Source organism: Aminobacter ciceronei (assembly GCF_014138625.1).
GTDB lineage: Bacteria > Pseudomonadota > Alphaproteobacteria > Rhizobiales > Rhizobiaceae > Aminobacter > Aminobacter ciceronei.
Genome location: NZ_JACJHY010000023.1, coordinates 84197 through 106687 on the forward strand (window position 1 = coordinate 84197; position 22491 = coordinate 106687).

The following is a 22491-nucleotide window of genomic DNA, read 5'->3' on the forward strand; positions in this document are numbered from 1 at the left end:
TGCCAAGGCCAGAGGGTTCGCTGTGATGCGGCAAATTGTGAACGACGCGTCTGGAGTGGATGGCGGATCAACCGCCATTCCCGGGGATCACACCTCGTGCAGATAAAGGTGGTAGTCGAGCTCGCTCACCGTGCGGGCGACGCGGAAATATTCGCTTTCCTTGATCGCCGTAAACGTGCGGTGCAGGTCGTGGCCCAGCGCCTCACGGAGAAACTCCGACGCTTTCGCCGCCTCGATCGCCGAGCGCCAGTCCGGTGGCATCACGCTTTCAGTACCTTCGGCCTGTTCGTAGCCGTTGCCAGACGTTTCCGGGCCAGGATCGAGCTGCTCCTCCAGCCCCTTCGAGATGCCGGCGAGGATGGTCGCGGCGACGAGATAGGGGTTGGCGTCGACGCCGGAGGGACGGTGCTCGATGCGGCGGTTCCTGGCGTCGCCCGCCGGTACGCGCAGCGCCACCGAGCGGTTGTTGACGCCCCAGGTGGGGGCCACCGGTGCGTAGGACTGGGAGACGAAGCGACGCCACGAGTTGGCATGCGGCGCAAACACCAGCATCGATTCCGCCATCGTCTCGGCGAGGCCGCCGAGCGCATGCAGCAGCTTCGGCTCCCAGGTGCCTTCCGCGGCCTCGGTGAAGACGTTGTTGCCGTCGCTGTCGAGCAGAGAGACGTGAAAATGCATGCCCGAACCGGCATATTTCTCGATCGGCTTAGCCATGAAGCAGGCAGTGACGCCATGGCGGCGGGCCTGGGCACGCACCAGGCGCTTCAGCATCAACAGGTCGTCGGCGGCCTGCATCACGTCCTTGCGGTAGCGCAAGGTGAGTTCGTACTGACCCGGCGCATATTCCGAGATCACGGTCTCGGCCGGGATGCCTTGCACTTTTGCGGCGGCATAGATGTCGGAGAACAGCGGCTCCATGCCATGCAGGTGATCGACCGAATAGACCTCGGTCTTGCCGGAGGCGCGGCCATCGAGCACGGCGCGGGCCGGCTGGACCTTGCCGTCGCTGTCGCGCTCGTTGGCGAGCAGGAAGAACTCGAGCTCGAAGGCGCCGGCAGGATAGAGGCCCTTTTCAGCCAGCCTGTCGACCTGTCGCTTCAGCGCAAGCCGAGGGTCCGAAGTCATTGGCGCGCCGTCGAGATGGAACATCGACATCAGCACCTGGCCGCGGGCGGGGCTGGTGCCATGCAAAGGCTTCAGCGTGCCAGGTATCGGCCAGGCGCGGAGGTCGCCATCGCCGGAATCCCAGATCAGCCCGGTCTCGTGGACGTCCTCGCCAGTGATGTCGAGGCCGAGGATGGAGATGGGCAGGTGGCGCCCGCCTTCGTAAAGTCCCATCAGTTCGTGGCGGCGGATGATCTTGCCGCGGCCGACGCCATTGGCGTCCGTCAGCACGATATCGAAGGCTTCGATGTCGGGGTTCGCGTCGAGGAAGGCTCTCGCTTCGTCGACGGTCGAGCCGGAAGGTGATGTCATGATGTCACTCGATTGTCCTTCTGCCTTGTCTCATACCGCAAGACGGGCGGCAATGTCGTCGAAAGCTGCGATCAGCTTGTCGACCTGCCGCGCTGTCGTCACCGGCGAGACCAGCATCATGTTGTGGAACGGCGCGATCAGGACACCGCGATTGACCAGCGCCACATGCATGGCAGCCTCCAGCCGGGAGGCGTGGGCATGCTCGGCCTCGCCACCATTGCGCAGCGGACCGGGGGCGAAGATGAATTCGACGCGGGCGCCGACGCGCATCACGTGCCAAGGCAGTTTCCGTTTTCGGATCGCCTTGTCGAGCCCCGTGGCCAGCCGTTCGGCCAGCTTTTCCATGTGGGCGTAGGCCGCCTCCGTCATCACCTCTTCGAGCGTGGCGCGCATCGCCGCGAACTGCAGAGGATTGGCCGACAGCGTCGTGCCCATGCCGGAATAGCCCGGCTCCTTGGTGGCATTGTAGGCGGCGTAGCGGGCGGCGACCTCCTCGCTCATGCCCCAGACACTGGCCGGCACGCCGCCAGCGACGGGCTTGCCGAGCACGAACAGGTCGGGGTCGAGATTGTGCTTGCTTGTATAGCCGCCGGGGCCGGTCGAGATGGTGTGGGTCTCGTCGATCAGGAGCAGCGTGCCGGCTTGCCGCGTCAGCGTGCGCACGCCTTCGAGGAAGCCCGGCTCGGGCAGCACCATGCAGGAATTGGTCAGCACCGGCTCTGATATGACGCAGGCGACGTCGCCATGGCTCAGCGCCTTCTCCAGCGCCGCAAGATCGTTGAACTCTACGATGCGGGTGCGCTGGGTGAGATCGCGGAACTCGCCTGATAGTCCCGGGCGGTTGATCGGCTTGCCGCCGTCGAGCCGCACCATCGTCTCGTCGACCGAGCCGTGGTAGCAGCCGTTGAAGACGAGGATCTTGTCGCGGCCGGTGATGGCGCGGGCGACCCGCAGGGCGAAGCGGTTGGCGTCGGTGGCTGTCGTCGCGATCTGCCAATGCGGCAGGCCGAAGCGCCTTGCCAGCAGCAGGCCGAGCGTGAGCGAATCCTCCGACGGCAGCATGTAGGTCAGGCCGCGGGCCGCCTGCCGGCGAATCGCACGGGCGACGGGTGCCGGTGAATGACCGAACATCGAGCCGGTATCGCCAAGGCAGAAGTCGGCCAGCCTGATGCCGTCGATGTCGGTGATCGTGGCGCCGCTCGCCTTGTCGACCAGGATGGGGAAGGGCGTCGGCCAGTCTTTCATCCAGTGCATCGGGACGCCGTTGAAGAACCCGGCCATGCCGTTGCCCACCGCGGCCTCCGATTTTGGGCGGGCGCGGCGGAAGATGTCCGCCTCCGTCGCTGCAAGTTCGGCGATGCGCGACAAAGGCACGCCGCCTTCGGTGGCTTCAGGTCGTTCGATACGGTTCATCATGGCTCCCATTGGACAGACGGGCGCCACTCTAGCCAGCCGTTCCCACAAACGGCAACTGGCCGTTGCAAGGGTCTCTGTTGGCTCAGCGCGGCCATCTTGACCCATCGATCGCAATGGCGATCATGACACTGTGCTTTGGGGGTGATGAGCGATGCGTGCTATGATGACTGCCATGTCGATCCTGCTTGCGGCGGGCCCGGCCGGTGCCTCTGGCGGGCTCTCTTGCGGTGCCAAGGATGAGGCAGTGAAGCTGACCATCGAGAGTGGCGTCACTCGCGGCATGGGCAGCCCGGTGTTCAACTTCCGCGGCGAAATCGAGATTTCCCACAAGGCGATTTCGCAGGACCTGCGCAAGATGAGCTTCGAGCGCGACCATCTCGCGCAATACTGGCTCGACGGCGAGGAATTGCGCATGGTGGTCTACCGCGAGCGCGGATCCGACAAACCGCATGGTTATGTCGAGATCACGGTCCGGACCAAGTCAGGCGACGAGGGCGACTATATCGGTCAGTATTCGGTCACGGTGTTCGACATGACGGACGCCACCGGCGGCGACGGCAAGACCTACAATTTCACCGGCCGGGCCACCTGCCTGGTCGAATAGTCCGGCCGGATAGGCCGACGCGCTTGTCCCGCAGGCGCGCGTTTAGTCCTTGTGCATGGCGGCGATGGCGCGCCGCATCAGTGCCAGGAAGGTTTCCCGTTCCTCCTCGGAAAAGTCCGCCAGGGCAGCTGCGTTCTGGGCGCGGGCGGCAGCCGTGGCCGGGTCGCGAAGCGCCTTTGCCCTTGGCGTCAGGTGGATTGCCTGCGAGCGCCCGTCCTCCGGGTTGGCGCGCCGTTCGATCAGCCCATCACGCTCCATCCTGGTCAGGGTATTGGCCATCGTCGCTTGTTCGACGTCGAGGCGCCGCACCAGTTCGATCTGCGTCAGCCCATCTTCGTCCCACAATGCCAGCAGCGTCATGAACTGCGCCGGCGCCAGGTCGAGGGGGCGGATGCGCTCGTGCAGGCCCTTGGCGAACAGGCGTGCCATCTGGTTGGCGAGATATCCGGCGGAGCGTTCTTTCTGAAAAGCCATGCCGCGAGGAATAGCTGTTGAATAGCATGCTATGCAACGATATATAGCTTGCTATGTAAACTGGAGATTCGACGATGAAAGCGAAACTTCATGCCGCGGCCGGCGGGGTTGCCTTGCTCACTGTCAGCTGTTTCTGGATTGCCACAATTGCCGCTGAACTGACCGCCAACGCCGAGATCATCGCCACGGCAAAGGCCGTAATTCTCGCCGGCATGGTGGTGCTCATCCCGGCGATGATCATTGCCGGTGGCACGGGATTCTCGCTCGGCAAGGGCTGGAGGCGCCCTGGCGTCCAGCACAAGAAGCGGCGCATGCGCATCATCGCCGCCAATGGCCTGCTGGTGCTGCTGCCGTCGGCCTATGTACTTGCCGGCTGGGCGGCGGAAGGCCGTTTCGATACGGCCTTCATCATCGTGCAGACACTGGAGCTGGCGGCCGGAGCCCTCAACATTGCGCTTCTGTCGCTCAATATGCGCGACGGCTTGGCACTGCGGCGCAAGCCGGCGGGGGCTGTACGCGCCGGCTGAGTTTCGCGCGGAATCCGCATCATTCCAGGAAAAGCCGCTTCACGTCTCTCCCTGGAATTGTGCTAGCCGGTGATGTCGATGACGCCGCAATCGCCGGCGGCGCTGCCAAAGGCGAGACGGCGTTCTTCCTTGTCCCAGGCCATCGAGGTGATGGCGCCCTTGCCGGGGCGGCGCAGCAGCACTTCCTTGGCGTCGGCAAAACGGACCGCCAGCACCATGCCGTCTTCATAGCCGATGGCGACGATGTCTTCGCTCGGATGGCAGGCAACCGAGGTCACCATGGTGTTGCCGCGCGTGCCGAGTTCCAGCGGCGCCTTGCCCATCGGGCCGTCCTTGCCTGTGAAGGGCCAGACGATCGCCGCCGGCGCGCCGGAGCTGGCCAGCCATTTGCCCTTGGCGCTCCACGACAGGCTCTTCACCTTGGCGGGATAGCCGGTCATGCGCATGTGCTTGGCATCGACGAGTTTCCAGCCGTGCAGGGCGTTTTCCTGCATGGTGGTCACCAGGAATGCGCCGTCGGGCGAAAACGTGATGCCGGTATGCGCACCGTCCCATTGCAGTTCGGTCGGCGTGCCGTCGGCGGCGGGGAAATGCAGCGTCGCGCCATTGTAGCGGGCAACGCCGATGCGCATGCCCTTCGGCGAAAAGGCCACGCCCTCGACCGAGCGCGGGTGGGCGAACTCCTTGGTCTTGCCGTCGGCGAAGCGCACCCAGGCATTGCGGCCGCTGGCGTAAGCCACGGCTCCCTGCGGGCCTGAAGCGACCGACGTCACCCACTTCTTGCCGACGCTCGCCAGTTCAGCGGTAACGCCGGCCGAGGTCAGCGTCATCACCTTGCCGTCTTCGCCGCCCGAGATCATCAGGTCGTTTTTGGCCGTCGTCGTCGCCGACAGCAGCCCGTCATGCAGCCTGACCGACCTCTGGCCATGGTCGAGCCAGTGCACCATGCCGTCGGCAAGCGCAAAGAAGGGAATGTCGTCGAGGAAGCTTGCAGTGACGCAATGTCCGTCGAGATCAAGCGGGGCGACTGTCGGCATGGGCTGTAAAACTTCCGGTGCTGATTTGTCCTCACCCCTAAGCACAGGGTGAGCAAGCGTCAACTTCGACACTGGGTCGACGCTGGCGCTCAGCTCGCATCTGAGGCGAGGCAAGCGACCGGCTCCCGATACATCGAGGGCCGTGGGTTTTCCGATGGCTAGGCTGCCTGGCAAGCCTCGAAGCTGCGCTTCAGGCGCTCGGCGTCGAGTTCGCGGCCGATGAACACCAGCCGGCTCTCGTGCTTTTCGTCGTCCTTCCAGGCACGCTGGTGGTCGCCTTCGATGATCATGTGCACACCCTGGATGACGTAGCGGTCCGGATCGTCCTTGATGGCGATGATGCCCTTGAGGCGTAGGATGTTGGGGCCTTCCATCTGGGTGATCTTCTCGATCCAGGGGAAGAACTTCTTGGAATCCATCTCGCCGCCGCGCAGCGACACCGACTGCACCGTCACGTCGTGGATCGGCGACACCGCGCCATGCTCGTGGTGGTCGTGATCATGATGGTCATGATCGTGGTGGTGATGATGGTGGTCGTGGTCGCAGTTCGGGCCGCATTCATGATCGTGGTGGTGGTCATGATCATGGGCGTCGAGGAAATGCGGGTCGTCGGCCAGCACGCGCTTCAGGTCGAAAGCGCCGCGGTCGAGCACCTGGTCGAGCGCCACGCCGGCGCGGGTGGTGCGATGAATCCTGGCGGACGGGTTGATGGCGCGCACGGCAGCCTCGACGTCGCGCAGCTCGTCTGATGTAACCAGGTCAGTCTTGTTCAGCACGACGACGTCGGCGAAGGCGATCTGGTCTTCTGCCTCGCGGCTGTCCTTGAGGCGCAGCGGCAGGTGCTTGGCATCTACGAGCGCCACCACCGCGTCGAGCTTGGTCTTGGAGCGGACGTCGTCGTCCATGAAAAAGGTCTGGGCGACCGGCACCGGGTCGGCGAGGCCGGTGGTCTCGACGACGATGGCGTCGAAACGGCCCGGGCGGCGCATCAGGCCTTCGACGACGCGGATCAGGTCGCCGCGGACGGTGCAACAGACGCAGCCATTGTTCATCTCGTAGATTTCCTCGTCGGATTCCACGATCAGGTCGTTGTCGATGCCGATCTCGCCGAATTCGTTGACGATGACCGCATATCGCTTGCCATGGTTCTCGGAAAGGATGCGGTTGAGTAGCGTCGTCTTGCCGGAACCGAGATAGCCGGTCAGCACGGTGACGGGGATTTGGGTCTGGGTTTCGGTCATGGTCGTCCTCGGGATCGAATAGAGGCCTCATATAGGATGCCGGCCAAGCTTTTGCACGTCTCAAACGGCACGGTGGCGCCACCTGATGAACATTACGGAAGTTTCATTGGGAGCGAGGTGCGACCGCACCTAGATTGACGGTCAGGCAAGGGGCTTGCCGACCCATTCGTGGAGACACCCAGCCATGCGCAAGGCACCTTTCCCCAGCACACTCAACCGCCGCCGGGCGCTTGGCCTGATTGCGGTGACGGCGGGCGGCAGCGCGCTCGTGCCGGTGCAGCTGTTTGCGAAGCAAGCCTCGCCGCAAGCGAGCTCGCTGCTCTTGCCGGAAGCCGGCGTCTGCTCGATTACACCCGAAACCACCGAAGGCCCCTATTATTTCGACCCGGAGCTCGAGCGCAGCGAGATCACCGAAGGCCGCGAAGGCGTCGGCCTCACCGTACGCCTGCAGATCGTCGATGAAGCATGCAATCCGATCGAGGGCGCGCGTGTTGACCTCTGGCACTGCGATGCCACGGGGCACTATTCCGGCTATCCCGGCCAGGGCGACAATCGCGACGTCGATACGTCAGGCGAAAAATTCCTGCGCGGCTGGCAGCGGGCCGACACGGCCGGCATCGCGACTTTCCAGACCATCTATCCCGGCTGGTACCGCGGTCGCACCACCCACATTCACTTCAAGGCGTTTCCGGAGGAGGGCAGGGCCATGACCGGGCAGATGTTCTTTCCCGACGATCTCAGCGAGCAGATCTTCTCGACCAGGGCGCCCTACAATCAGCGTGGCGGACAACGCGACACGATGAACGCCGACGACGGCATCCTGCGCCGCGCCGGTTCCGGCGTGCAGAGCACGGTGCGCGAAGCCGCATCCGCCTACGAGGCGCTGATGATCGTTGCCGTGAGACGGGCAGGATGACGTCTATCGCCCGGAAGATTTGCCGGCGAAGCGTATCTGTCATCGAACTGTAACATGCGTCTGGCACAGAGCGCTCGTGCGGGTGGTCGGTTGCCGGCAAAACGAGCAGGCAACAATCTCCCGTGCGGTCGATTGCAAAGGGCCACGCAGCAACTATTCTCGGCCATCACGGTACGAGGCGTGGCGCAGGAGATGCGGATGTCCAAGTCCAACAAAGGCGCGGCGATGAGCCGGCTTCACCAGGTCGCCCGACTGGCGCGCACCTCGCTGGCCGCACGGCTTCTGGCGCATGGCTTTTATGCCGGCCAGGACCAGATCATGCTGTCGCTGCACGATGATGACGGCCAGACCCCCGGCCAGCTCGCTTCGCGCCTCGGCGTGCGGCCGCCGACCATCACCAAGACCATCAACCGGCTGCAGGCCCAGGGATTCCTGGAAAAGCGCGCATCGGACACCGACGCCCGCCAGGCCCACATCTTCCTCACCGAGACCGGCCGTGACGCCATCCGCGCCGTCGAAAAGTCGGTCAAGAAGACCGAAAAGCAAGCGCTCAAAGGTTTTGACAAGAAGGACGTCAAGCAGCTTTCCAAGCTCCTTCTGCGCATCGAGGCCAACCTGTCCGACCTGACCCTGATCGACGACGAGGCTGCCGCCGACGTCGAGGGCACGACCGAGGTCGAGCCCGAAGTGGAAGCCGAAGCGGCGGAGTAACCGTCACGGCAGAGACATTCCATCCCGGTATCCGGGATGGAAAATAGCCTGGTCCACGTCTTTTGCCTTGCCGGGCAACCGCGATCGGCGCAATAGCCAAGCATCCCTAGTCATTTGCCCGGCCTGCCAGCGTGTCTCCTCAAAAACCAGCAGAAACCGCAACGCCATCATCGGCGATCCTGCTGATATTTGCCTCGGGCCTGGTGTTTTCCTTCCTCGACACCAGCGCCAAGCATCTCGTCACATCAGGCATGGCGGCACCCTTCGTCACCTGGGTGCGCTTTGCCGTGCATGCGCTGATCGTGCTCGTGCTGTTCAAGGCCTGGGAGCGGCCGGAGCGGCTGGTGCCGCAGAGCCTGTGGCTGCAGATCCTGCGCGCCGTCTTCATGTTCGGCTCGACGATCTTCAATTTCCTCGCGCTGCAGACCCTGCAACTGGCCGAAACCGTGTCGATCAACTTCGCCAGCCCGATGGTCATCACCGCCCTTGCCGGGCCGCTGCTTGGCGAATGGGCCGGCTGGCGGCGATGGCTCGCGGTCTTCGTCGGCTTCATCGGCGTGCTCGTCATCACCCGGCCGGGCTTCGGCGGCTTCGACATGGGGCACATCTTTTCGCTCTGCGCCATGCTGAGCTCGTCGCTCTACACCATCATGACGCGCCTGATGGGCAGGCGCGAGACGGCCGAGAGCCTGATCCTCTATTCGGCAGTGGTTCCTGCGCTCTTCATGCTGCCGGCCGTGCCGCTCGCCGGTTCGCTGCCGGCACATCTTTATGACTGGCTGGTGTTGTTCGGGCTCGGCGTCTTCGGCGGCTTCGGCCACTGGCTGCTGATCAAGGCCTACCAGCGCGCCTCTGCCACGGCACTTGCGCCTTACCCCTATCTGCAGATGGTCTGGATGATCATCCTGGGCTGGCTGGTGTTCGACCAGTTGCCCGACCGCTGGACGCTTGCCGGTGCCGCGATCATCGTTGCCAGCGGCCTCTACATCATCCACCGCGAGCACACGCTGAGGGTCCGGAACCGCGCCGCGCCGAGTGCCGAAACCGAAGAGCTGGCAAAAAAGCTTTGATTTGCCGTTGAACAATGGCATACGGCTTTAAACGGTTTAAAAGACCGTCCGGCCACGCTTGCGGATGGAGGGCCCGCTGGCTCAGAAGATCAAGCTTTCGACGATAGCCGACGCGCTCGGCGTTTCGACCGCGACCGTGTCGCTTGCGCTGCGCGACAGCCCTCTTGTCGCCGACGTCACCCGTGATCGCATCAAGCAGCATGCCCGCGAGATCGGCTACATCTACAACCGCCGCGCCGCCAGCTTGCGCACCTCGCGCTCGGGCATCGTGGGCGTCGTCGTCCACGACATCATGAATCCGTTCTATGCTGAGATCCTGCGCTCCATCGAGAGCGAGCTCGACCGCAGCCGCCAGACCTTCATTCTCTCCAACCACTATGACGATCTGGAGAAGCAGCGCACCTTCGTCGACACGCTTTTGCAGCTCGGCGCCGATGGCGTGATCATGTCGCCGGCCATCGGCACGCCGCCCGAGGATATCATCATGGCCGAGGAGAACGGCCTGCCGGCGGTGTTGATCGCGCGCTCTGTCGAAGGTGCAGAGGTGCCCGTTTTTCGCGGCGACGACGCCTATGGCACGGCGCTTGCCACCAACCACCTGATCTCGCTCGGCCACAAGCGCATCGCCATGATCGGCGGCACCGACCAGACCTCGACCGGCCGCCACCGCTATCAGGGTTATCTCAACGCCATGGAAGCGGCGGGCCTGGAAGTGTTGCCGACCTGGCGCATCGCCGGACCGCGCACCAAGCAGGGCGGCTTCGAGGCGGCCGGACAGTTCTTGGCGCTGAAGGACAAGCCGACCGCAGCTTGCTGCTGGAACGACCTCGTCGCCATCGGCCTGATGAACGGCATCGCGCGTGCCGGCCTCGTGCCGGGCATCGACGTTTCCGTCACCGGCTACGACGATCTCGAGGAAGCGCAGATCGCGACGCCGGCGCTGACCACTGTGTGGAACGGCCAGCGCGAGGTCGGCCGTCGAGCGGCAAGCGCGCTTCTCGACAAGCTCAACGGCCAGTCGGTGCGCCCGTCGCAGGAACTGATCAAGCCCGAGCTGCATGTCAGGCAGTCGACGGGAAAGCCCAAAGAGCGCACATGACTGTGCCAGCCATCGAGGCGCCGTCAGTCCTGATTCCCGGACTGCTGCACCCCCGCGTCACCGAGCGACTCAGGTCGGCATTTTCTCTTGTCCATCTGGCATCCAGCGATCCCGCGCTGCTGACAGAGGAGATGAAGGCAAGGGTGCGTGGCATAGCCTCGGCGGGACAGGTCGATGCGGCGTTCATCGACGCTTTGCCCAATCTCGAGATCATCGCCAATTTCGGCGTCGGCTACGATGGTGTCGACGCGCGCCATGCCGGCTTGCGCGGCATCATGGTCACCAACACGCCCGATGTCCTTACCGAAGAAGTTGCCGACGCTGCGGTCGGCCTGCTCATCAACACGGTGCGCGAACTGCCGCGGGCCGAGGCATGGCTGCGCGACGGGCGCTGGGTCAGCGAGGGCGGCTATCGGCTGACGCCGGGCACGCTGCGCGGCCGCCGCATCGGCATCTTCGGCATGGGCCGCATCGGTCGTGCCATCGCCCGCCGGCTCGAAGCTTTCGGACTGCCGATCGCCTACCACAACCGCCGCCCGGTCGAGGGCCTGGCGTACGCCTACCATCCGACGCTGAAGGAACTGGCTTTGTCTGTCGACACGCTTGTGTCGGTTGCGCCTGCCACGCCGCAGACCGCAAAGATTGTCGATGCCGGCATTTTCGAGGCGCTCGGCGCCAACGGGGTTTTCGTCAATGTCGGCCGTGGCGCCACCGTCGATGAGGCAGCGCTTGTCGATGCCCTGTCGAAAGGCACGATCCTTGCCGCCGGCCTCGACGTCTTCGCTGACGAGCCCAACGTGCCGCAGGCCCTCATCGACTTGCCGAACGCTACGTTGCTGCCCCACGTGGCCTCCGCCACAGTTCATACCCGGAAAGCGATGGCCGACCTTGCGGCCGACAACATCTTTTCGTGGTTTTCACATGCGCGCCGGGCGCTGACGCCGGTACCCGAGACCGGGCATGTGACGGCAAGAATCTAGCTGAGCCAACCTGTCTGGGATCGACCTGTCCCCCGATCAGGACGCGCCGGGCGCTGAAGGACAGGCCGGCTGCCGTCTGCTGCTGGCACGACCTCGTCGCCATCGACCCGACGGCCTTGCGCGCGCCGGCCTCGTGCCGAGCATCGACGTCTCGGCCATCGGCTATGACCTTGCGGAAGCGCAGATCGTGACGCCGGCGCTGGAACGGCGTGCGCTAAGTCGGCCGTCGCGCCGCCCGTCGCAGGAACTGATCAAGTCCGAGCTGCATGTCAGGCAGTCCACAGGAAAGCCGAAGGAACACGCAATCGCGCCAAAGTCCGGACAAGGCTGCTGACGACCCATCGGGAACACTGGCGCCTCGATCCCGTGGGTGAGGACAGCCGAAGCGTCTCCAAGCTGTCATATTAGACCATCGTTACATGTTGCGCTTGCGCACCATAAGGTTGTGTACGTGTGCAGCTTCCCCCGTAGGGTGTCTTCCCTCTGCATCAAAAAGGATGTATCGCCCGCATGATATCTACTTGGGGGTGTATCTTGAGATCGATTCTTCTCGTTTCTTCAATCCTGCTTGCCGCTGCGGGCAACGCGATGGCGGCGGATGCCGCGAGCGTCGAGCCCGGGTTCGACTGGTCGGGCTTCTATGTCGGAGCCCAGGCCGGCTACGGTTGGGGCGATGTCGACAGCCACAATGTCGGCCGTGAAACCGGGGTTACAGACTGGCGGGATTCGTGGAACGCCAATGGCGGCCTGGGCGGCATCCATGTCGGCTACAATCATGCGTTCAACCAGCTGGTCGTTGGCGCAGAGGCCGATCTCGAGGTGTCCGGGGCGAAGGGGGCGGTCGAATCCGATTACGCCGGGCTGGTGGAGAACCAGATCGAGGTTCAGGGCTCGCTGCGGGCGCGCCTCGGCTATTCGGTCGGTCCGGCGCTGTTTTACGCAACAGGCGGACTCGCCGTCGCCCGCATCGAAACCACCTACGATGGCGACGCCGACCGCTGGACGCACACCAAGAGTGGCTGGACCGTCGGCGGCGGCGTGGAGTACGCGCTGTCGCGCAACTGGACGACCCGGATCGACTATCGCTACACGGATTTCGGCAGCTTCACAGAAAACCCTGCCACCGACAGCGGCTTTAACCACGTCACCGAGCTCAAGACCCAGGCCGTGCGGTTCGGCGTCAGCTACAAGTTCTGATCGAACCCGGTCGTCGGCGGAACGTAGTCGACTACTCCGCCGCGGCCCGTGCCGCAGTCCGGGCGATCGCATGCGCGCGAACCGCATCGCCAAATGCCTTGAAGATGCGTTGCGAGACGTCGTCGGACTTGACCCAGTATTCGGGGTGCCATTGCACGCCGACCGCGAAGGCACGCGAGTCTCGAACCGACACGGCTTCCACTGTGCCGTCAGGCGCTACGGCCTCGACCTGAAGCTTCGATCCCAGGCGCTCGACCGCCTGGCGGTGGACCGAGTTGACCAGGATGTCGCCTGGGCCGAACACGCCGGCAAGGCAGCTGCCCGGCTTGATGGTCGCCACCTGGTGGATGGCGAAGCGTTCGTCCTGGTTGTCGCTGACCGGAGCCCGGTGATCGGCAATGCCTTCGCGCTCCTGGATCTCGGTGGCGAGCGAACCGCCGAGCGCCACGTTGAGCTCCTGAATGCCGCGGCAGATGGCGAGCAGCGGCACGCCGCGTTCGATCGCCTTGCGGATCAGCGGCATGGTGGTCGAGTCACGGGCGAAGTCGTAGGGGCCATTCGCTTCGGTCGCTTCCTCGCCATAGAGGCGAGGATCGACGTTTGACTTGGAACCCGTCAGCATGACGCCGTCGACCGACGAGAGCAGCTCATCGAGGTCGAGGCGGTCGCCGAAATTGGGCACCAGCACGGGCAGCACCCCGGCGCCCGAGATCGCCGCCTCGAGATATTGCTGAGGCGCCGCATGCCAGGTGTAGTTCTCGAACTGCTTGACGTCTGACGAAACGGCGACGAGCGGCTGGTGCATGATGGGGTTCGAATCCTTGTGGAAAGCAGGCTGTTTCCTTGCCTACAAAATAGGCGATCCCGAGGCGCTTTTCCAACACAAGTTTGCACATCTCGTATGTGCCAGGCCGGGCGGGCTTAGACTATAGTTTTAGATGCTTGCGCTGCCGCAGCGTTTTGCGCGGCCAAAGCTTCTCCGCCCTCTCGGGCGTGCTTTACTCATCCCCTTCGCCGTGTATTGTCGCGGTCGGCGTGAGTGGTGGGAGGCCAAATATTTCCCCAGCGTCGCATGTCTTTCGGTCCACTATGGGAGGATTTTGATGGATCGCCGTTCATTTATCAGGAAGGCCGGTACCACCGGCGTGGGAGCGGCCGCGGCCGCTGCGACGCTCGCGGCACCGGCGATTGCCCAGTCCAATCCCAAGATTACATGGCGGCTCGCGTCGTCTTTCCCCAAGTCGCTCGACACCATCTATGGCGGTGCTGAAGTCCTGTCGAAGCACCTGTCGGAAGCCACCGACGGCAACTTCACCATCCAGCCTTTCGCTGCCGGCGAAATCGTGCCCGGCCTGCAGGCGGCCGACGCCACGACCGCCGGTACGGTCGAAGCCTGCCACACGGTGGCATATTATTACTGGGGCAAGGACCCCACGTGGGCGCTGGGTGCGGCCGTGCCGTTTGCGCTCAACGCACGCGGCATGAACGCCTGGCACTATCATGGCGGCGGCATCGACCTGTTCAACGAATTCCTGGCGACCCAGGGTCTCTATGGTCTGCCCGGCGGCAACACCGGCGTGCAGATGGGCGGCTGGTTCCGCAAGGAGATCAACACGGTCGCCGACCTGCAGGGCCTGAAGATGCGCATCGGCGGCTTCGCCGGCAAGGTCGTGGAGCGGCTCGGCGTGGTGCCGCAGCAGATCGCCGGCGGTGACATCTATCCGGCGCTCGAAAAGGGCACCATCGATGCTGCCGAATGGGTTGGCCCGTATGACGACGAGAAGCTCGGCTTCCAGAAGGTCGCGCCCTACTACTACTATCCCGGCTGGTGGGAAGGTGGCCCGACGGTCCATTTCATGTTCAACAAGGCCAAGGTCGACGAACTGCCGGCAGCCTACAAGGCACTGCTGCGCACGGCTGCCCAGGCTGCGGACGCGAACATGCTGCAGAAGTACGACTTCCTCAACCCGACGGCGGTGAAGAGCCTGGTTGCCAACGGCGCGCAACTGCGTCCGTTCAGTCCGGAAATCCTCTCGGCCTGCTTCGACAAGGCCAACGAGGTCTATGCGGAGATGGAAGCCAGCAATCCGGCTTTCAAGAAGATCTGGGACTCGATCAAGGGCTTCCGCAAGGACCACTATCTGTGGGCCCAGATCGCCGAATACAACTACGACACCTTCATGATGATCCAGCAGCGCAACGGCAAGCTCTAAGCTTCCGCCTGTTTAGAAAGGGCCCCGGGGCATTGCTCCGGGGTCTTTTTTTGTTTCCGGACACCTGCTCTGCCAGTGGCGTTTTCTACTGCCGCGTGTAACGTGTGCGGTGGCGCCGATCATAACAATCAGGGGCCCGGCGCCGTTCCACGCACTCACTGTCAACAACAATGGGAGTTCAGGAATGGACCGCAGATCCTTTATTCGCAAGGCCGGCGTTACCGGCGCGGGCGCAGCCGCTTCCGCCGCGCTGCTTGCAGCACCGGCAATCGCGCAATCACTGCCCAAGGTTAGCTGGCGATGCACCTCGTCGTTCCCCAAGGCGCTCGACACCATCTATGGCGCCGGCGAGACGATGGCCAGATACGTGCGCGAGGCGACCGACGGAAACTTCAACATCCAGGTGTTTGCCGCCGGCGAGATCGTTCCCGGACTGCAGGCGGCCGATGCCGCGGCGGCGGGCACCGTCGAATGCTGCCACACCGCGTCCTACTATTACTGGGGCAAGAACCCGACATTTGCGCTTGCGACGGCGGTGCCCTTCATGTTCAACGCCCGTCAGATGAACGCATGGATCTACCACGGCGGCGGCCACGACCTGCTCAACGAGTTCTACGCCAAGCAAGGCCTGTACGGGCTCGCCTGTGGTAACACCGGGGCCCAGATGGGCGGCTGGTACCGTAAGGAGATCAACACCGTCGCCGATCTCAAGGGCCTCAAGATGCGTGTCGGCGGCTTCGCCGGCAAGGTGCTGGAAACGCTTGGACTGGTGCCGCAGCAGATTGCCGGCGGCGACATCTATCCGGCGCTGGAGAAAGGCACCATCGACGCCGCCGAGTGGGTCGGTCCCTATGATGACGAGAAGCTCGGCTTCCACAAGGTTGCGCCCTACTACTATTACCCCGGCTGGTGGGAGGGCGGGCCGACGCTGCATGCCCTGGTCAACCTTGCCAAGTGGCAGGAACTGCCCAAGCCGTACCAGGTGGCGCTCACCTCGGCATGCCAGGCCGCCAATTGCGACATGATGGCGACCTATGACTACAAGAACCCGGCGGCACTTCGCCGGCTGGTGGCCAATGGCGCCCAGTTGCGGCCGTTCAGCCAGGAGGTCATGAAGGCCTGCTTCGAGGCCTCGAACCAGACCTATGGCGAGATCTCGGCCAGCAATGCCGACTTCAAGAAGATATTCGACAGCCAGGTCGCCTTCCGCAAGGACGCCTATCTCTGGGCGCAACTGTCGGAATACACCTTTGACACCTTCATGATGGTCCAGCAGCGCACCGAGGCGCTCTGAGCCGAGAAACGCGTCCGTTGCGCCGAGCTGACGGCAAATGAGAGTTTGCCGCCAGCAGCCGTCCGAAACCCGGGACCTTGCACGCCCCGGGGCTTTTCCGTTGCGTTCAGGACGCCGGTGACGACCGGAGATCGTGCGCCCCTTGAAGGGTTGTCTTAGACCCGTCGGTCGCGCGGCTAGTGCCATCGCGGTCCGGCCGTGTGTCCTCTCGCGATGCGGTGGGCAGGCTTCCACAGAGAGGGAAGTGACCGAACGTACCGAACCGGCCATTTTTCGGCGACCTCATGGCTTCCGTTCTTGGTTCATAGGCAACTCAAACCGGAGGCGGCCGATGTCCGCCCTGATCGCCCGTCTGGGCAGCTTCCCGCTCGCCGAGGAAGCCTTTCAGGATGCGTTGGTGTCGGCGGTTTCGCACTGGAGCCGCAACGGCGTGCCCGCATTCGCCGCAAGGCTGGCGGCTCCAGGCCGCCTATCGCAAGGTGGTCGACCGCATCAGGCAGAACAGGTCGGAAGCGCGCCAGGTCGATGACGTCAAGCCGCTGGTCCGCGGCGAGGCCGCCGAGGATCCCGACGTAACCTCGACGAACGCCTGCGTCTGATCTTCACCTGCTGCCATCCTGCGTCGGAAACCAAATCGCAGGTCGCACCCACGCCGCGGACCAGCGGCGGCCTTTCGACGACGGAGATCGCGCGTCATTCTCGACGCCGAGACGAGCAGGGACAAAGGCCGTCGCGCGGCCGGGGCCTGACGAATGGGCAACACGGTTGCAGTCAGTGCTTGCCATCATCTACCACATCTACACTTCAGGCTATGCCGTCGGCCCGGCCAACGGAGGCCATGCCCGTGTCGATGCCAACGGGGTGACGGTCGCGCTGGCCGACCAGGACCGGACCAAATGCAACCGGTCACAGATCGACGAAGGTCTCGGGTTGATCGAGATGGCGATGCAGCGCCGCGCACTCGGCCCGTACCAGATCAAGGCGGCGATTGCCGCCTGCCACGTGCAGGGAGAGGTCTCCCACTGGCCGCAGATCGTGCTGCTCTATGACAGCCTGCTGCGGCTCGAGCCGACCGCTGTCGCGCGCCTCAGGCGGCGGTCGCGCTGTCGGAAGCGGGATGGCCGGAGGCCACATCGCGCTCGCTCGATACGCTCGCGGCCGAACTCAAGGACTACCAGTCCTATCATGCGGCGCGCGCCGAGCTTCTGTCGCGGACGGGGCATCTCAGCGAAGCCGCGGTAGCCTATGCGGTCGGCATCGACCTTGCCGGTTCAGAAGCCGACGCCGCCTTCCTGCGGCGACGGGGCGGGCTTCTGGTTACGCAAGCCGGGTCGGCCTAGCCTGCCGGAGGGGCAAGAAAAAGGCGCCTTTCGGCACCTTTTTGCTGCTTGAGGATCAGTTGAAGCTCGGTGGCTTCGTCAGATCGTTTGCCGGAGCCGCCGGTTGAACCGGGGCGGTGCCCGGTTGCGCCGGCGCTGTCCCTGGCTGGGCGGGGGCAGGCGCGCCGAGCGGAGGCAGGCCGAGGCCGCCGCCCAATCCACCGCCGAGCCCCGGCATTTCGGGCATCTTGATCTCAATCGTCGACGGATCGACCTGCTTGCCCTTGTAATGCATGACCATCTGCGGGAAGGCGATGGTCAGTCCGATCATGATGATCTGGATGCAGACGAAGGGGACGGCGCCCCAGTAGATCTGGCCCGTCGTCACCGGTTGGATGTTCTTTCCGGTGATACGGTCGAGATAAGGCACGCGCGCCGCCACCGAACGCAGGTAAAACAGCGCGAAGCCAAACGGCGGATGCATGAAGCTGGTCTGCATGTTGACGCCGAGCAGCACACCGAACCAGATCAGGTCGATGCCGAGCTTGTCGGCGGCGGGCGCCAGCAACGGCACGATGATGAAGGCCAGCTCGAAGAAGTCGAGGAAGAAGGCCAGCAGGAATACCAGTACGTTGACGGCGATCAGGAAGCCGACTTCGCCGCCGGGCAGCGACACCAAGAGGTGTTCGACCCAGAGATGGCCGTTGACGCCATAGAAGGTCAGCGAGAAGACGCGGGCGCCGATCAGGATGAACAGCACGAAGGACGATAGCCGGGTCGTCGATGCCAGCGCTTGGCGGACGACGTCGAACGACAGCCGACCCTTTGCCGCGGCCATGATCAGCGCGCCGACCGCACCCATCGCACCGCCTTCGGTTGGCGTCGCAATGCCGAGGAAGATGGTGCCGAGCACGAGGAATATCAGCGCCAGAGGCGGGATCAGCACGATGATCACCTGCTGCGCCAGCCGCGACATCAGGTTGAACTTGAGGCCGCGGTCGAGGATGGCCGCGATGTAGATGACGACGACACCGACGCAGGCGCCGAGGATGTCGGCGTTGGCGCCATGTGTTGGCGACAGATAGACATGTGCTGCATAGGCGATCGCCACTGCCAGCACCAATGCCGCAAACAGCGAGGTCACGCCGTGGCCAAGCGTACGGGCATCGAGCGGCAGCGCCGGCATCGACTTCGGCCGGATGATCGACATCAAGAGGATGTAGCCCATGTACATGCTGGTCAGCACCAGGCCGGGGATGAGCGCGCCCTTGTACATGTCGCCCACCGAGCGACCGAGCTGGTCGGCGAGCACGATGAGCACGAGCGAGGGCGGGATGATCTGCGCCAACGTGCCTGACGCGGCGATGACGCCGGAGGCAACACGCCGGTCATAGCCGTAGCGCAGCATGATCGGCAGAGATATCAGGCCCATGGCGATGACCGAGGCGGCCACCACGCCGGTGGTCGCTGCCAGAAGCGCGCCGACGAAGATGACGGCATAGGCCAGGCCGCCGCGGATCGGTCCGAACAACTGACCAATGGTGTCGAGCAGGTCTTCGGCCATGCCTGATCGCTCAAGCACGATGCCCATGAAGGTGAAGAAGGGGATCGCCAGGAGCGTCTCGTTCGACATGACCCCCCAGAAGCGTTCGGGCAGGGCGTAGAGCAATGGCCAGGACAAGTTGATCGAGCCATTCGAGTAGGGCGCGAGTTCGACGCCGATGAAGAAGAACAGCAAGCCGTTGGCGGCGAGCGAAAATGCGACCGGGTAGCCAAGCAGCATGAACACGATCAACGAGAAGAACATGATCGGCGCCATGTTCTGGGCGATGAACTCGATCATGAGCGTACCTCGTCGGCCAGCGCCTTGCCTTCGAGTTCAGCCTGCTCGTGCGCGGAGATGAACGGCGTCGGATCCTCCATGTCGCCGCGCATGATGGCGATCTTCTTGATGATCTCGGAAATGCCCTGGAGGCCGAGCTGGATGAAGCCCATCAGCAGCAGCGCCTTTGCCGGCCACAGGATCAGGCCGCCGGCGCTCGACGACATCTCGCCGGAACGGAACGACAGGCTGACATAGGGGATGAAGTAGAAGATCATCAGGATGACGAAGGGCATCAGGAACAGCATATGGCCAAGCAGGTCGATCCAATGCTGCACCCGGCGCGAGAACATGCCGTAGACGATGTCGATGCGGATGTGCTCGTTCTGCTTCAGCGTGTAGGCGGCTGCCAGCATGAAGGCGGCACCGAACAGGTACCACTGCAGTTCTAGCCAGGCGTTGGACGACATGTTGAATGCCTTGCGGATCACCGCATTGCCTGCGCTGACGAGGATGGCGAGCAGGATCGCCCACGCCACCGTCTTGCCGATCGCTTCGTTGATACGGTCAATGGCTCTGGATAGAGCGAGAAGCCCTGCCATGCATTCCTCCCAGGTTGTGTGGGGCAGCCGTTGTTCCCCGACGTTCTTTTTTCGGCACTCCCGATGCCATGGGTATGCCGGTCATGGGGCCGGCGTCAACATAACGAGCGGTACTCGTCAATTGCTGCGAAGGTGGCAAAACGAGGAAAAGGCCCACAGGCCGCGCGGCATGCGACCAAAGTCGAAGACGATTTTCGCGGTCAGGCAGCCGGGCTTGGCGCGTCCTTGCGGTCGCCGGTCAACACCAGCATCGCCGCGAGCAGGCCATACATCCAGGCGTCGCGCCATTCGATCGGGAAATAGCCGGCCCATAGCGACTCGGCGATGCCGAAGGCGGCAGCACCGAGTGCTGCCTTTCCCGGTGCGTAGTAGCCGCCGACCGCGGTGATGAACAGGATCTTCAGGCCGTAGACCAGGCCGGCGCCGAAGCCGAGATTGCCGTAGTAAAGTGCTGCCAGCACACCTGCCAGGCCGGCGCATATGCCGCCGAACAGCAAGGCGCGGTGAAACACCCTTGTAGTGTCGATGCCGCAGAGTTTTGCGGCGAAAGGATCGTCGGCGACGGCCCGCCAGTTCCGGCCGAAACTTGAGTGCGACAGCTTGGCGGCGCCCCCGATGATGACGGTTGCTGCCGTCGCCGTATTGATCAGCTGGATCACTGTCATCGTCGCGACGAAATTGCCGCCAGAGGCAAAGACCACCGGCGTCGCCAGCATCGGCGGCAGCCAGTAGTCGTGTGTGTCGGCGGCAATGCGGCTGAGTTCCATCAAGGCGATCATCACGCCGAGCGTGGCGGCGACGATCGCGTTGGGCGAACGGCCGGCGAGCGGGGCGAAGACCGAGTGCGACAGCACACGGCTCACCAGCGTGGCGTAGGCGAGCGCCACGACAATGCCGAAGGCGATTGTCGAAGGCAGCGTCAGCCACAACGCCTGGTAGCCGTAGACGGCGGCCAGGATCATCGTCTGGCCCGAGAAGGCGAAGATGCCGCCATAAGCGAGATTGGTACGCTGGAGCAGGCCGTTGCCCAGCGCATAACCGAAGGCCAGCAGGCCGTAGATCGCGGCCGAATGCACGCCGTTGAGAAGCTGTTGCAGGAAATAGAGCATGCGTTGTCCGGCGGCGCAGGGAGCTGTCCCGTGGCGCAAGATTGCGCTCGTGATTCTAACTTGTCAAATTGCGTTTACCAGTTAGATTTGGGCATGGCAGTTTCCTGGACCCGGCATCGTTTCTCCGGCGGCGTGCTTGCGCTCGACACCGCCAACACGGTGGTGCTGCGCGGCGACGCGGAGCGCAGCTTCGACCGTTTCGACGACCCCTCGGAGATCGCCCGCTTCGCCGCGGCCGCCAGTGTCTTGCGCGCCGACGAGCTCAAGGGCAGGGTGCTTGCCGCCCCCGACCCACAGGCGATTGCCGGCAAGGTGATTTCCATTCGTGAAACAACCGACCGCCTGATGCGCCGCAGTGTTGTCGATGGCGCTCTGGCCACGGCAGACATGCCCGGTTTCCTCAACGCCTGCGCCAACGGACTCACTGGGGCGCGCGAAAGCCTGAGCGCCGATGCGCCCTTCGGTGCTGCGCCGGAACCGCTGGCCTTCGAGGCAGCACTCGCCGTATCGGCGTTGTCGCTGTTGTCTGCCGGCACCATGTCCCGGCTCCGGATCTGCCCCAACTGCAACTGGCTGTTCGTCGACCGCAGCCGCAACGGCAGCCGGCTCTGGTGCGACATGGCCGTCTGCGGCAACCGCCAGAAGGCGCGGCGCCATTACAGCAGGCGCAAGGAGGTGCAGAATGCCTGAAGGTGGATTCTTGCGTGCTACCTTTGCCCTTTCGGCGCTTGTGTCGCTGGCATTGGCTGGCTGCCGCGAAAGCGGCGGCGAGGGGGAACATTTCGAGCTGTCCGGCCGGCTGTTCGTATTCAACTACCGGGTCGCGACAGTGCAATATCTGGTGACGCTTAAGCCGCTCAAGCCGGTCGGCGAGGGCGAGGTCGCAATCACGACATTCGAAAACCCCGCGGGCGGCGCGGCCATCGTCGTGCGCCAGAAGATATGGCCGCTCAACGACAAGGTCACGATCAACAGCCCGCCCCTCGAATGCGTGGTCAAGGACAGGCCCTACAAGGTGTCGATCCGCATCGAGAATGCCAAGGGCGAACTGATGCAGGCGCTGGAGACGACCATGGCCTCGTCGCAGGACCAGTCGGTGCTGCCCGACAAGCCGCTGGTCGTCGGCCCGTTCTACGATCCCAATCCGGAACTTGAGGGGCATCCCGACGGTCACCTGCCCGGAGGCCGCGGCGTGACCTGTCCTCCCGCGGCCTGAGCTTCGCTCCGACGGAAATTTTCATTCGCCTGGACGGCTTCCGCTTGCGTATTCGTGCGCGGTCGACGCCGATCGGCACCTTCGATTGTTCTTTTTCCCAGGCAAAGAATTTCGTTTGACGCGACAGCCGCGCCCGGAAAAGCTATCGCTAAGCTACCCAAGGTCAGC

General features: G+C 63.9%; 23 protein-coding genes and 1 pseudogene. 15 read left to right on the forward strand and 9 right to left on the reverse strand.

All coding sequences use genetic code 11. The annotated features are described in order from the left end of the window. Positions 1 to 87 precede the first annotated feature (87 nt). Together HNQ95_RS22085 and HNQ95_RS22090 are read right to left on the reverse strand one after the other, a co-directional pair. Entirely contained in the window at positions 88 to 1476 is a 1389-nt protein-coding gene (locus HNQ95_RS22085) for a glutamine synthetase family protein (RefSeq protein WP_182575207.1), read from the reverse strand. Positions 1477 to 1506: 30 nt separating this feature from the next. Further along, complete coding sequence (locus HNQ95_RS22090; RefSeq protein WP_371818624.1) at positions 1507 to 2892, reverse strand: aspartate aminotransferase family protein; 1386 nt, start codon at positions 2890 to 2892, stop codon at positions 1507 to 1509. A gap of 151 nt (positions 2893 to 3043) precedes the next feature. Here HNQ95_RS22090 and HNQ95_RS22095 point away from each other — a divergent pair, with 151 nt between their 5' ends. Beyond that, positions 3044 to 3496 carry a hypothetical protein gene (locus HNQ95_RS22095; protein ID WP_157097016.1) on the forward strand — a complete coding sequence of 151 codons (453 nt, stop codon included), beginning with the start codon at positions 3044 to 3046 and terminating at the stop codon, positions 3494 to 3496. A gap of 42 nt (positions 3497 to 3538) precedes the next feature. On the opposite strand, the gene HNQ95_RS22100 is transcribed toward HNQ95_RS22095, so the two are convergent. Then, entirely contained in the window at positions 3539 to 3970 is a 432-nt protein-coding gene (locus HNQ95_RS22100; RefSeq protein ID WP_067958085.1) for a MarR family winged helix-turn-helix transcriptional regulator, read from the reverse strand. Positions 3971 to 4044: 74 nt separating this feature from the next. Between HNQ95_RS22100 and HNQ95_RS22105 the strand changes: the two genes are divergently transcribed. Then, positions 4045 to 4497 carry a hypothetical protein gene (locus tag HNQ95_RS22105; RefSeq protein WP_067958087.1) on the forward strand — a complete coding sequence of 151 codons (453 nt, stop codon included), beginning with the start codon at positions 4045 to 4047 and terminating at the stop codon, positions 4495 to 4497. Between the two features lie 62 nt (positions 4498 to 4559). On the opposite strand, the gene HNQ95_RS22110 is transcribed toward HNQ95_RS22105, so the two are convergent. Both HNQ95_RS22110 and HNQ95_RS22115 read right to left on the reverse strand, forming a co-directional pair. Next, complete coding sequence (locus HNQ95_RS22110) at positions 4560 to 5534, reverse strand: WD40 repeat domain-containing protein (RefSeq protein WP_154386419.1); 975 nt, start codon at positions 5532 to 5534, stop codon at positions 4560 to 4562. Positions 5535 to 5692: 158 nt separating this feature from the next. Beyond that, complete coding sequence (locus tag HNQ95_RS22115) at positions 5693 to 6775, reverse strand: CobW family GTP-binding protein (protein WP_067958095.1); 1083 nt, start codon at positions 6773 to 6775, stop codon at positions 5693 to 5695. A gap of 184 nt (positions 6776 to 6959) precedes the next feature. Here HNQ95_RS22115 and HNQ95_RS22120 point away from each other — a divergent pair, with 184 nt between their 5' ends. From HNQ95_RS22120 to HNQ95_RS22150, 7 genes and pseudogenes are all read left to right on the forward strand, one after another. Continuing rightward, complete coding sequence (locus HNQ95_RS22120; RefSeq protein ID WP_067958097.1) at positions 6960 to 7691, forward strand: intradiol ring-cleavage dioxygenase; 732 nt, start codon at positions 6960 to 6962, stop codon at positions 7689 to 7691. A gap of 198 nt (positions 7692 to 7889) precedes the next feature. Beyond that, positions 7890 to 8402, forward strand: coding sequence for a MarR family winged helix-turn-helix transcriptional regulator (locus HNQ95_RS22125; RefSeq protein WP_067966171.1), 513 nt, complete (start codon positions 7890 to 7892; stop codon positions 8400 to 8402). A 131-nt stretch (positions 8403 to 8533) separates the two neighbouring features. Then, positions 8534 to 9472, forward strand: coding sequence for a DMT family transporter (locus HNQ95_RS22130; RefSeq protein WP_157097017.1), 939 nt, complete (start codon positions 8534 to 8536; stop codon positions 9470 to 9472). A 64-nt stretch (positions 9473 to 9536) separates the two neighbouring features. Beyond that, positions 9537 to 10571 (forward strand): LacI family DNA-binding transcriptional regulator, encoded by a 1035-nt coding sequence (locus HNQ95_RS22135; protein WP_067958100.1) that lies wholly within the window; start codon positions 9537 to 9539, stop codon positions 10569 to 10571. Further along, positions 10568 to 11551 carry a 2-hydroxyacid dehydrogenase gene (locus HNQ95_RS22140; RefSeq protein WP_067958101.1) on the forward strand — a complete coding sequence of 328 codons (984 nt, stop codon included), beginning with the start codon at positions 10568 to 10570 and terminating at the stop codon, positions 11549 to 11551. The genes HNQ95_RS22135 and HNQ95_RS22140 overlap by 4 nt, the downstream gene beginning before the upstream one ends. Before the next feature lie 50 nt (positions 11552 to 11601). After that, positions 11602 to 11885 (forward strand): annotated as a pseudogene (locus HNQ95_RS22145) (transcriptional regulator); the annotation flags it as partial. A 200-nt stretch (positions 11886 to 12085) separates the two neighbouring features. After that, positions 12086 to 12748 carry an outer membrane protein gene (locus HNQ95_RS22150; protein WP_067958103.1) on the forward strand — a complete coding sequence of 221 codons (663 nt, stop codon included), beginning with the start codon at positions 12086 to 12088 and terminating at the stop codon, positions 12746 to 12748. Between the two features lie 31 nt (positions 12749 to 12779). Here the strand turns inward: HNQ95_RS22150 and HNQ95_RS22155 are convergent, their stop codons facing one another. Continuing rightward, positions 12780 to 13553: a gamma-glutamyl-gamma-aminobutyrate hydrolase family protein gene (locus tag HNQ95_RS22155; protein ID WP_067958105.1), complete on the reverse strand. Its 774-nt coding sequence runs from the start codon at positions 13551 to 13553 to the stop codon at positions 12780 to 12782. Positions 13554 to 13851: 298 nt separating this feature from the next. On the opposite strand from HNQ95_RS22155, the gene HNQ95_RS22160 reads away from it, so the two are divergent. The 4 genes from HNQ95_RS22160 to HNQ95_RS22175 all read left to right on the forward strand — a co-directional run bounded on the left by HNQ95_RS22160 (position 13852) and on the right by HNQ95_RS22175 (position 17497). Then, positions 13852 to 14961 carry a TRAP transporter substrate-binding protein gene (locus tag HNQ95_RS22160; protein ID WP_067958106.1) on the forward strand — a complete coding sequence of 370 codons (1110 nt, stop codon included), beginning with the start codon at positions 13852 to 13854 and terminating at the stop codon, positions 14959 to 14961. Positions 14962 to 15145: 184 nt separating this feature from the next. Beyond that, positions 15146 to 16255, forward strand: a complete 1110-nt coding sequence (locus HNQ95_RS22165) for a TRAP transporter substrate-binding protein (protein WP_067958108.1) — start codon at positions 15146 to 15148, stop codon at positions 16253 to 16255. A gap of 389 nt (positions 16256 to 16644) precedes the next feature. After that, positions 16645 to 16854, forward strand: coding sequence for a hypothetical protein (locus HNQ95_RS22170; RefSeq protein ID WP_067958110.1), 210 nt, complete (start codon positions 16645 to 16647; stop codon positions 16852 to 16854). Between the two features lie 166 nt (positions 16855 to 17020). Beyond that, positions 17021 to 17497 (forward strand): hypothetical protein, encoded by a 477-nt coding sequence (locus tag HNQ95_RS22175; RefSeq protein WP_157097018.1) that lies wholly within the window; start codon positions 17021 to 17023, stop codon positions 17495 to 17497. Positions 17498 to 17650: 153 nt separating this feature from the next. Here the strand turns inward: HNQ95_RS22175 and HNQ95_RS22180 are convergent, their stop codons facing one another. The 3 genes from HNQ95_RS22180 to HNQ95_RS22190 form a co-directional block, all read right to left on the reverse strand. Then, on the reverse strand, positions 17651 to 19417 hold the full coding sequence (locus tag HNQ95_RS22180; protein WP_182575206.1) for a TRAP transporter large permease: 1767 nt from the start codon (positions 19415 to 19417) through the stop codon (positions 17651 to 17653). Next, positions 19414 to 19998, reverse strand: a complete 585-nt coding sequence (locus HNQ95_RS22185) for a TRAP transporter small permease subunit (RefSeq protein WP_067958116.1) — start codon at positions 19996 to 19998, stop codon at positions 19414 to 19416. The genes HNQ95_RS22180 and HNQ95_RS22185 overlap by 4 nt, the downstream gene beginning before the upstream one ends. A gap of 200 nt (positions 19999 to 20198) precedes the next feature. Continuing rightward, complete coding sequence (locus HNQ95_RS22190) at positions 20199 to 21107, reverse strand: branched-chain amino acid ABC transporter permease (RefSeq protein WP_067958118.1); 909 nt, start codon at positions 21105 to 21107, stop codon at positions 20199 to 20201. 93 nt (positions 21108 to 21200) lie between these two features. On the opposite strand from HNQ95_RS22190, the gene HNQ95_RS22195 reads away from it, so the two are divergent. Continuing rightward, a complete protein-coding gene (locus tag HNQ95_RS22195; RefSeq protein ID WP_067958120.1) occupies positions 21201 to 21797 on the forward strand; it encodes a CGNR zinc finger domain-containing protein in 597 nt (198 codons plus the stop codon). Beyond that, positions 21790 to 22323 (forward strand): hypothetical protein, encoded by a 534-nt coding sequence (locus HNQ95_RS22200; RefSeq protein WP_182575205.1) that lies wholly within the window; start codon positions 21790 to 21792, stop codon positions 22321 to 22323. The genes HNQ95_RS22195 and HNQ95_RS22200 overlap by 8 nt, the downstream gene beginning before the upstream one ends. Positions 22324 to 22491: the final 168 nt, after the last annotated feature.

Bases quoted from the DNA above. Each gene is read 5' to 3' on its own strand.
- HNQ95_RS22085 (WP_182575207.1), bottom strand. From the start codon at position 1,476: ATGACATCACCTTCCGGCTCGACCGTCGACGAAGCGAGAGCCTTCCTC.
- HNQ95_RS22090 (WP_371818624.1), bottom strand. From the start codon at position 2,892: ATGATGAACCGTATCGAACGACCTGAAGCCACCGAAGGCGGCGTGCCT.
- HNQ95_RS22095 (WP_157097016.1), top strand. From the start codon at position 3,044: ATGCGTGCTATGATGACTGCCATGTCGATCCTGCTTGCGGCGGGCCCG.
- HNQ95_RS22100 (WP_067958085.1), bottom strand. From the start codon at position 3,970: ATGGCTTTTCAGAAAGAACGCTCCGCCGGATATCTCGCCAACCAGATG.
- HNQ95_RS22105 (WP_067958087.1), top strand. From the start codon at position 4,045: ATGAAAGCGAAACTTCATGCCGCGGCCGGCGGGGTTGCCTTGCTCACT.
- HNQ95_RS22110 (WP_154386419.1), bottom strand. From the start codon at position 5,534: ATGCCGACAGTCGCCCCGCTTGATCTCGACGGACATTGCGTCACTGCA.
- HNQ95_RS22115 (WP_067958095.1), bottom strand. From the start codon at position 6,775: ATGACCGAAACCCAGACCCAAATCCCCGTCACCGTGCTGACCGGCTAT.
- HNQ95_RS22120 (WP_067958097.1), top strand. From the start codon at position 6,960: ATGCGCAAGGCACCTTTCCCCAGCACACTCAACCGCCGCCGGGCGCTT.
- HNQ95_RS22125 (WP_067966171.1), top strand. From the start codon at position 7,890: ATGTCCAAGTCCAACAAAGGCGCGGCGATGAGCCGGCTTCACCAGGTC.
- HNQ95_RS22135 (WP_067958100.1), top strand. From the start codon at position 9,537: ATGGAGGGCCCGCTGGCTCAGAAGATCAAGCTTTCGACGATAGCCGAC.
- HNQ95_RS22140 (WP_067958101.1), top strand. From the start codon at position 10,568: ATGACTGTGCCAGCCATCGAGGCGCCGTCAGTCCTGATTCCCGGACTG.
- HNQ95_RS22155 (WP_067958105.1), bottom strand. From the start codon at position 13,553: ATGCACCAGCCGCTCGTCGCCGTTTCGTCAGACGTCAAGCAGTTCGAG.
- HNQ95_RS22160 (WP_067958106.1), top strand. From the start codon at position 13,852: ATGGATCGCCGTTCATTTATCAGGAAGGCCGGTACCACCGGCGTGGGA.
- HNQ95_RS22165 (WP_067958108.1), top strand. From the start codon at position 15,146: ATGGACCGCAGATCCTTTATTCGCAAGGCCGGCGTTACCGGCGCGGGC.
- HNQ95_RS22170 (WP_067958110.1), top strand. From the start codon at position 16,645: ATGCGTTGGTGTCGGCGGTTTCGCACTGGAGCCGCAACGGCGTGCCCG.
- HNQ95_RS22180 (WP_182575206.1), bottom strand. From the start codon at position 19,417: ATGATCGAGTTCATCGCCCAGAACATGGCGCCGATCATGTTCTTCTCG.
- HNQ95_RS22185 (WP_067958116.1), bottom strand. From the start codon at position 19,998: ATGGCAGGGCTTCTCGCTCTATCCAGAGCCATTGACCGTATCAACGAA.
- HNQ95_RS22190 (WP_067958118.1), bottom strand. From the start codon at position 21,107: ATGCTCTATTTCCTGCAACAGCTTCTCAACGGCGTGCATTCGGCCGCG.
- HNQ95_RS22195 (WP_067958120.1), top strand. From the start codon at position 21,201: ATGGCAGTTTCCTGGACCCGGCATCGTTTCTCCGGCGGCGTGCTTGCG.
- HNQ95_RS22200 (WP_182575205.1), top strand. From the start codon at position 21,790: ATGCCTGAAGGTGGATTCTTGCGTGCTACCTTTGCCCTTTCGGCGCTT.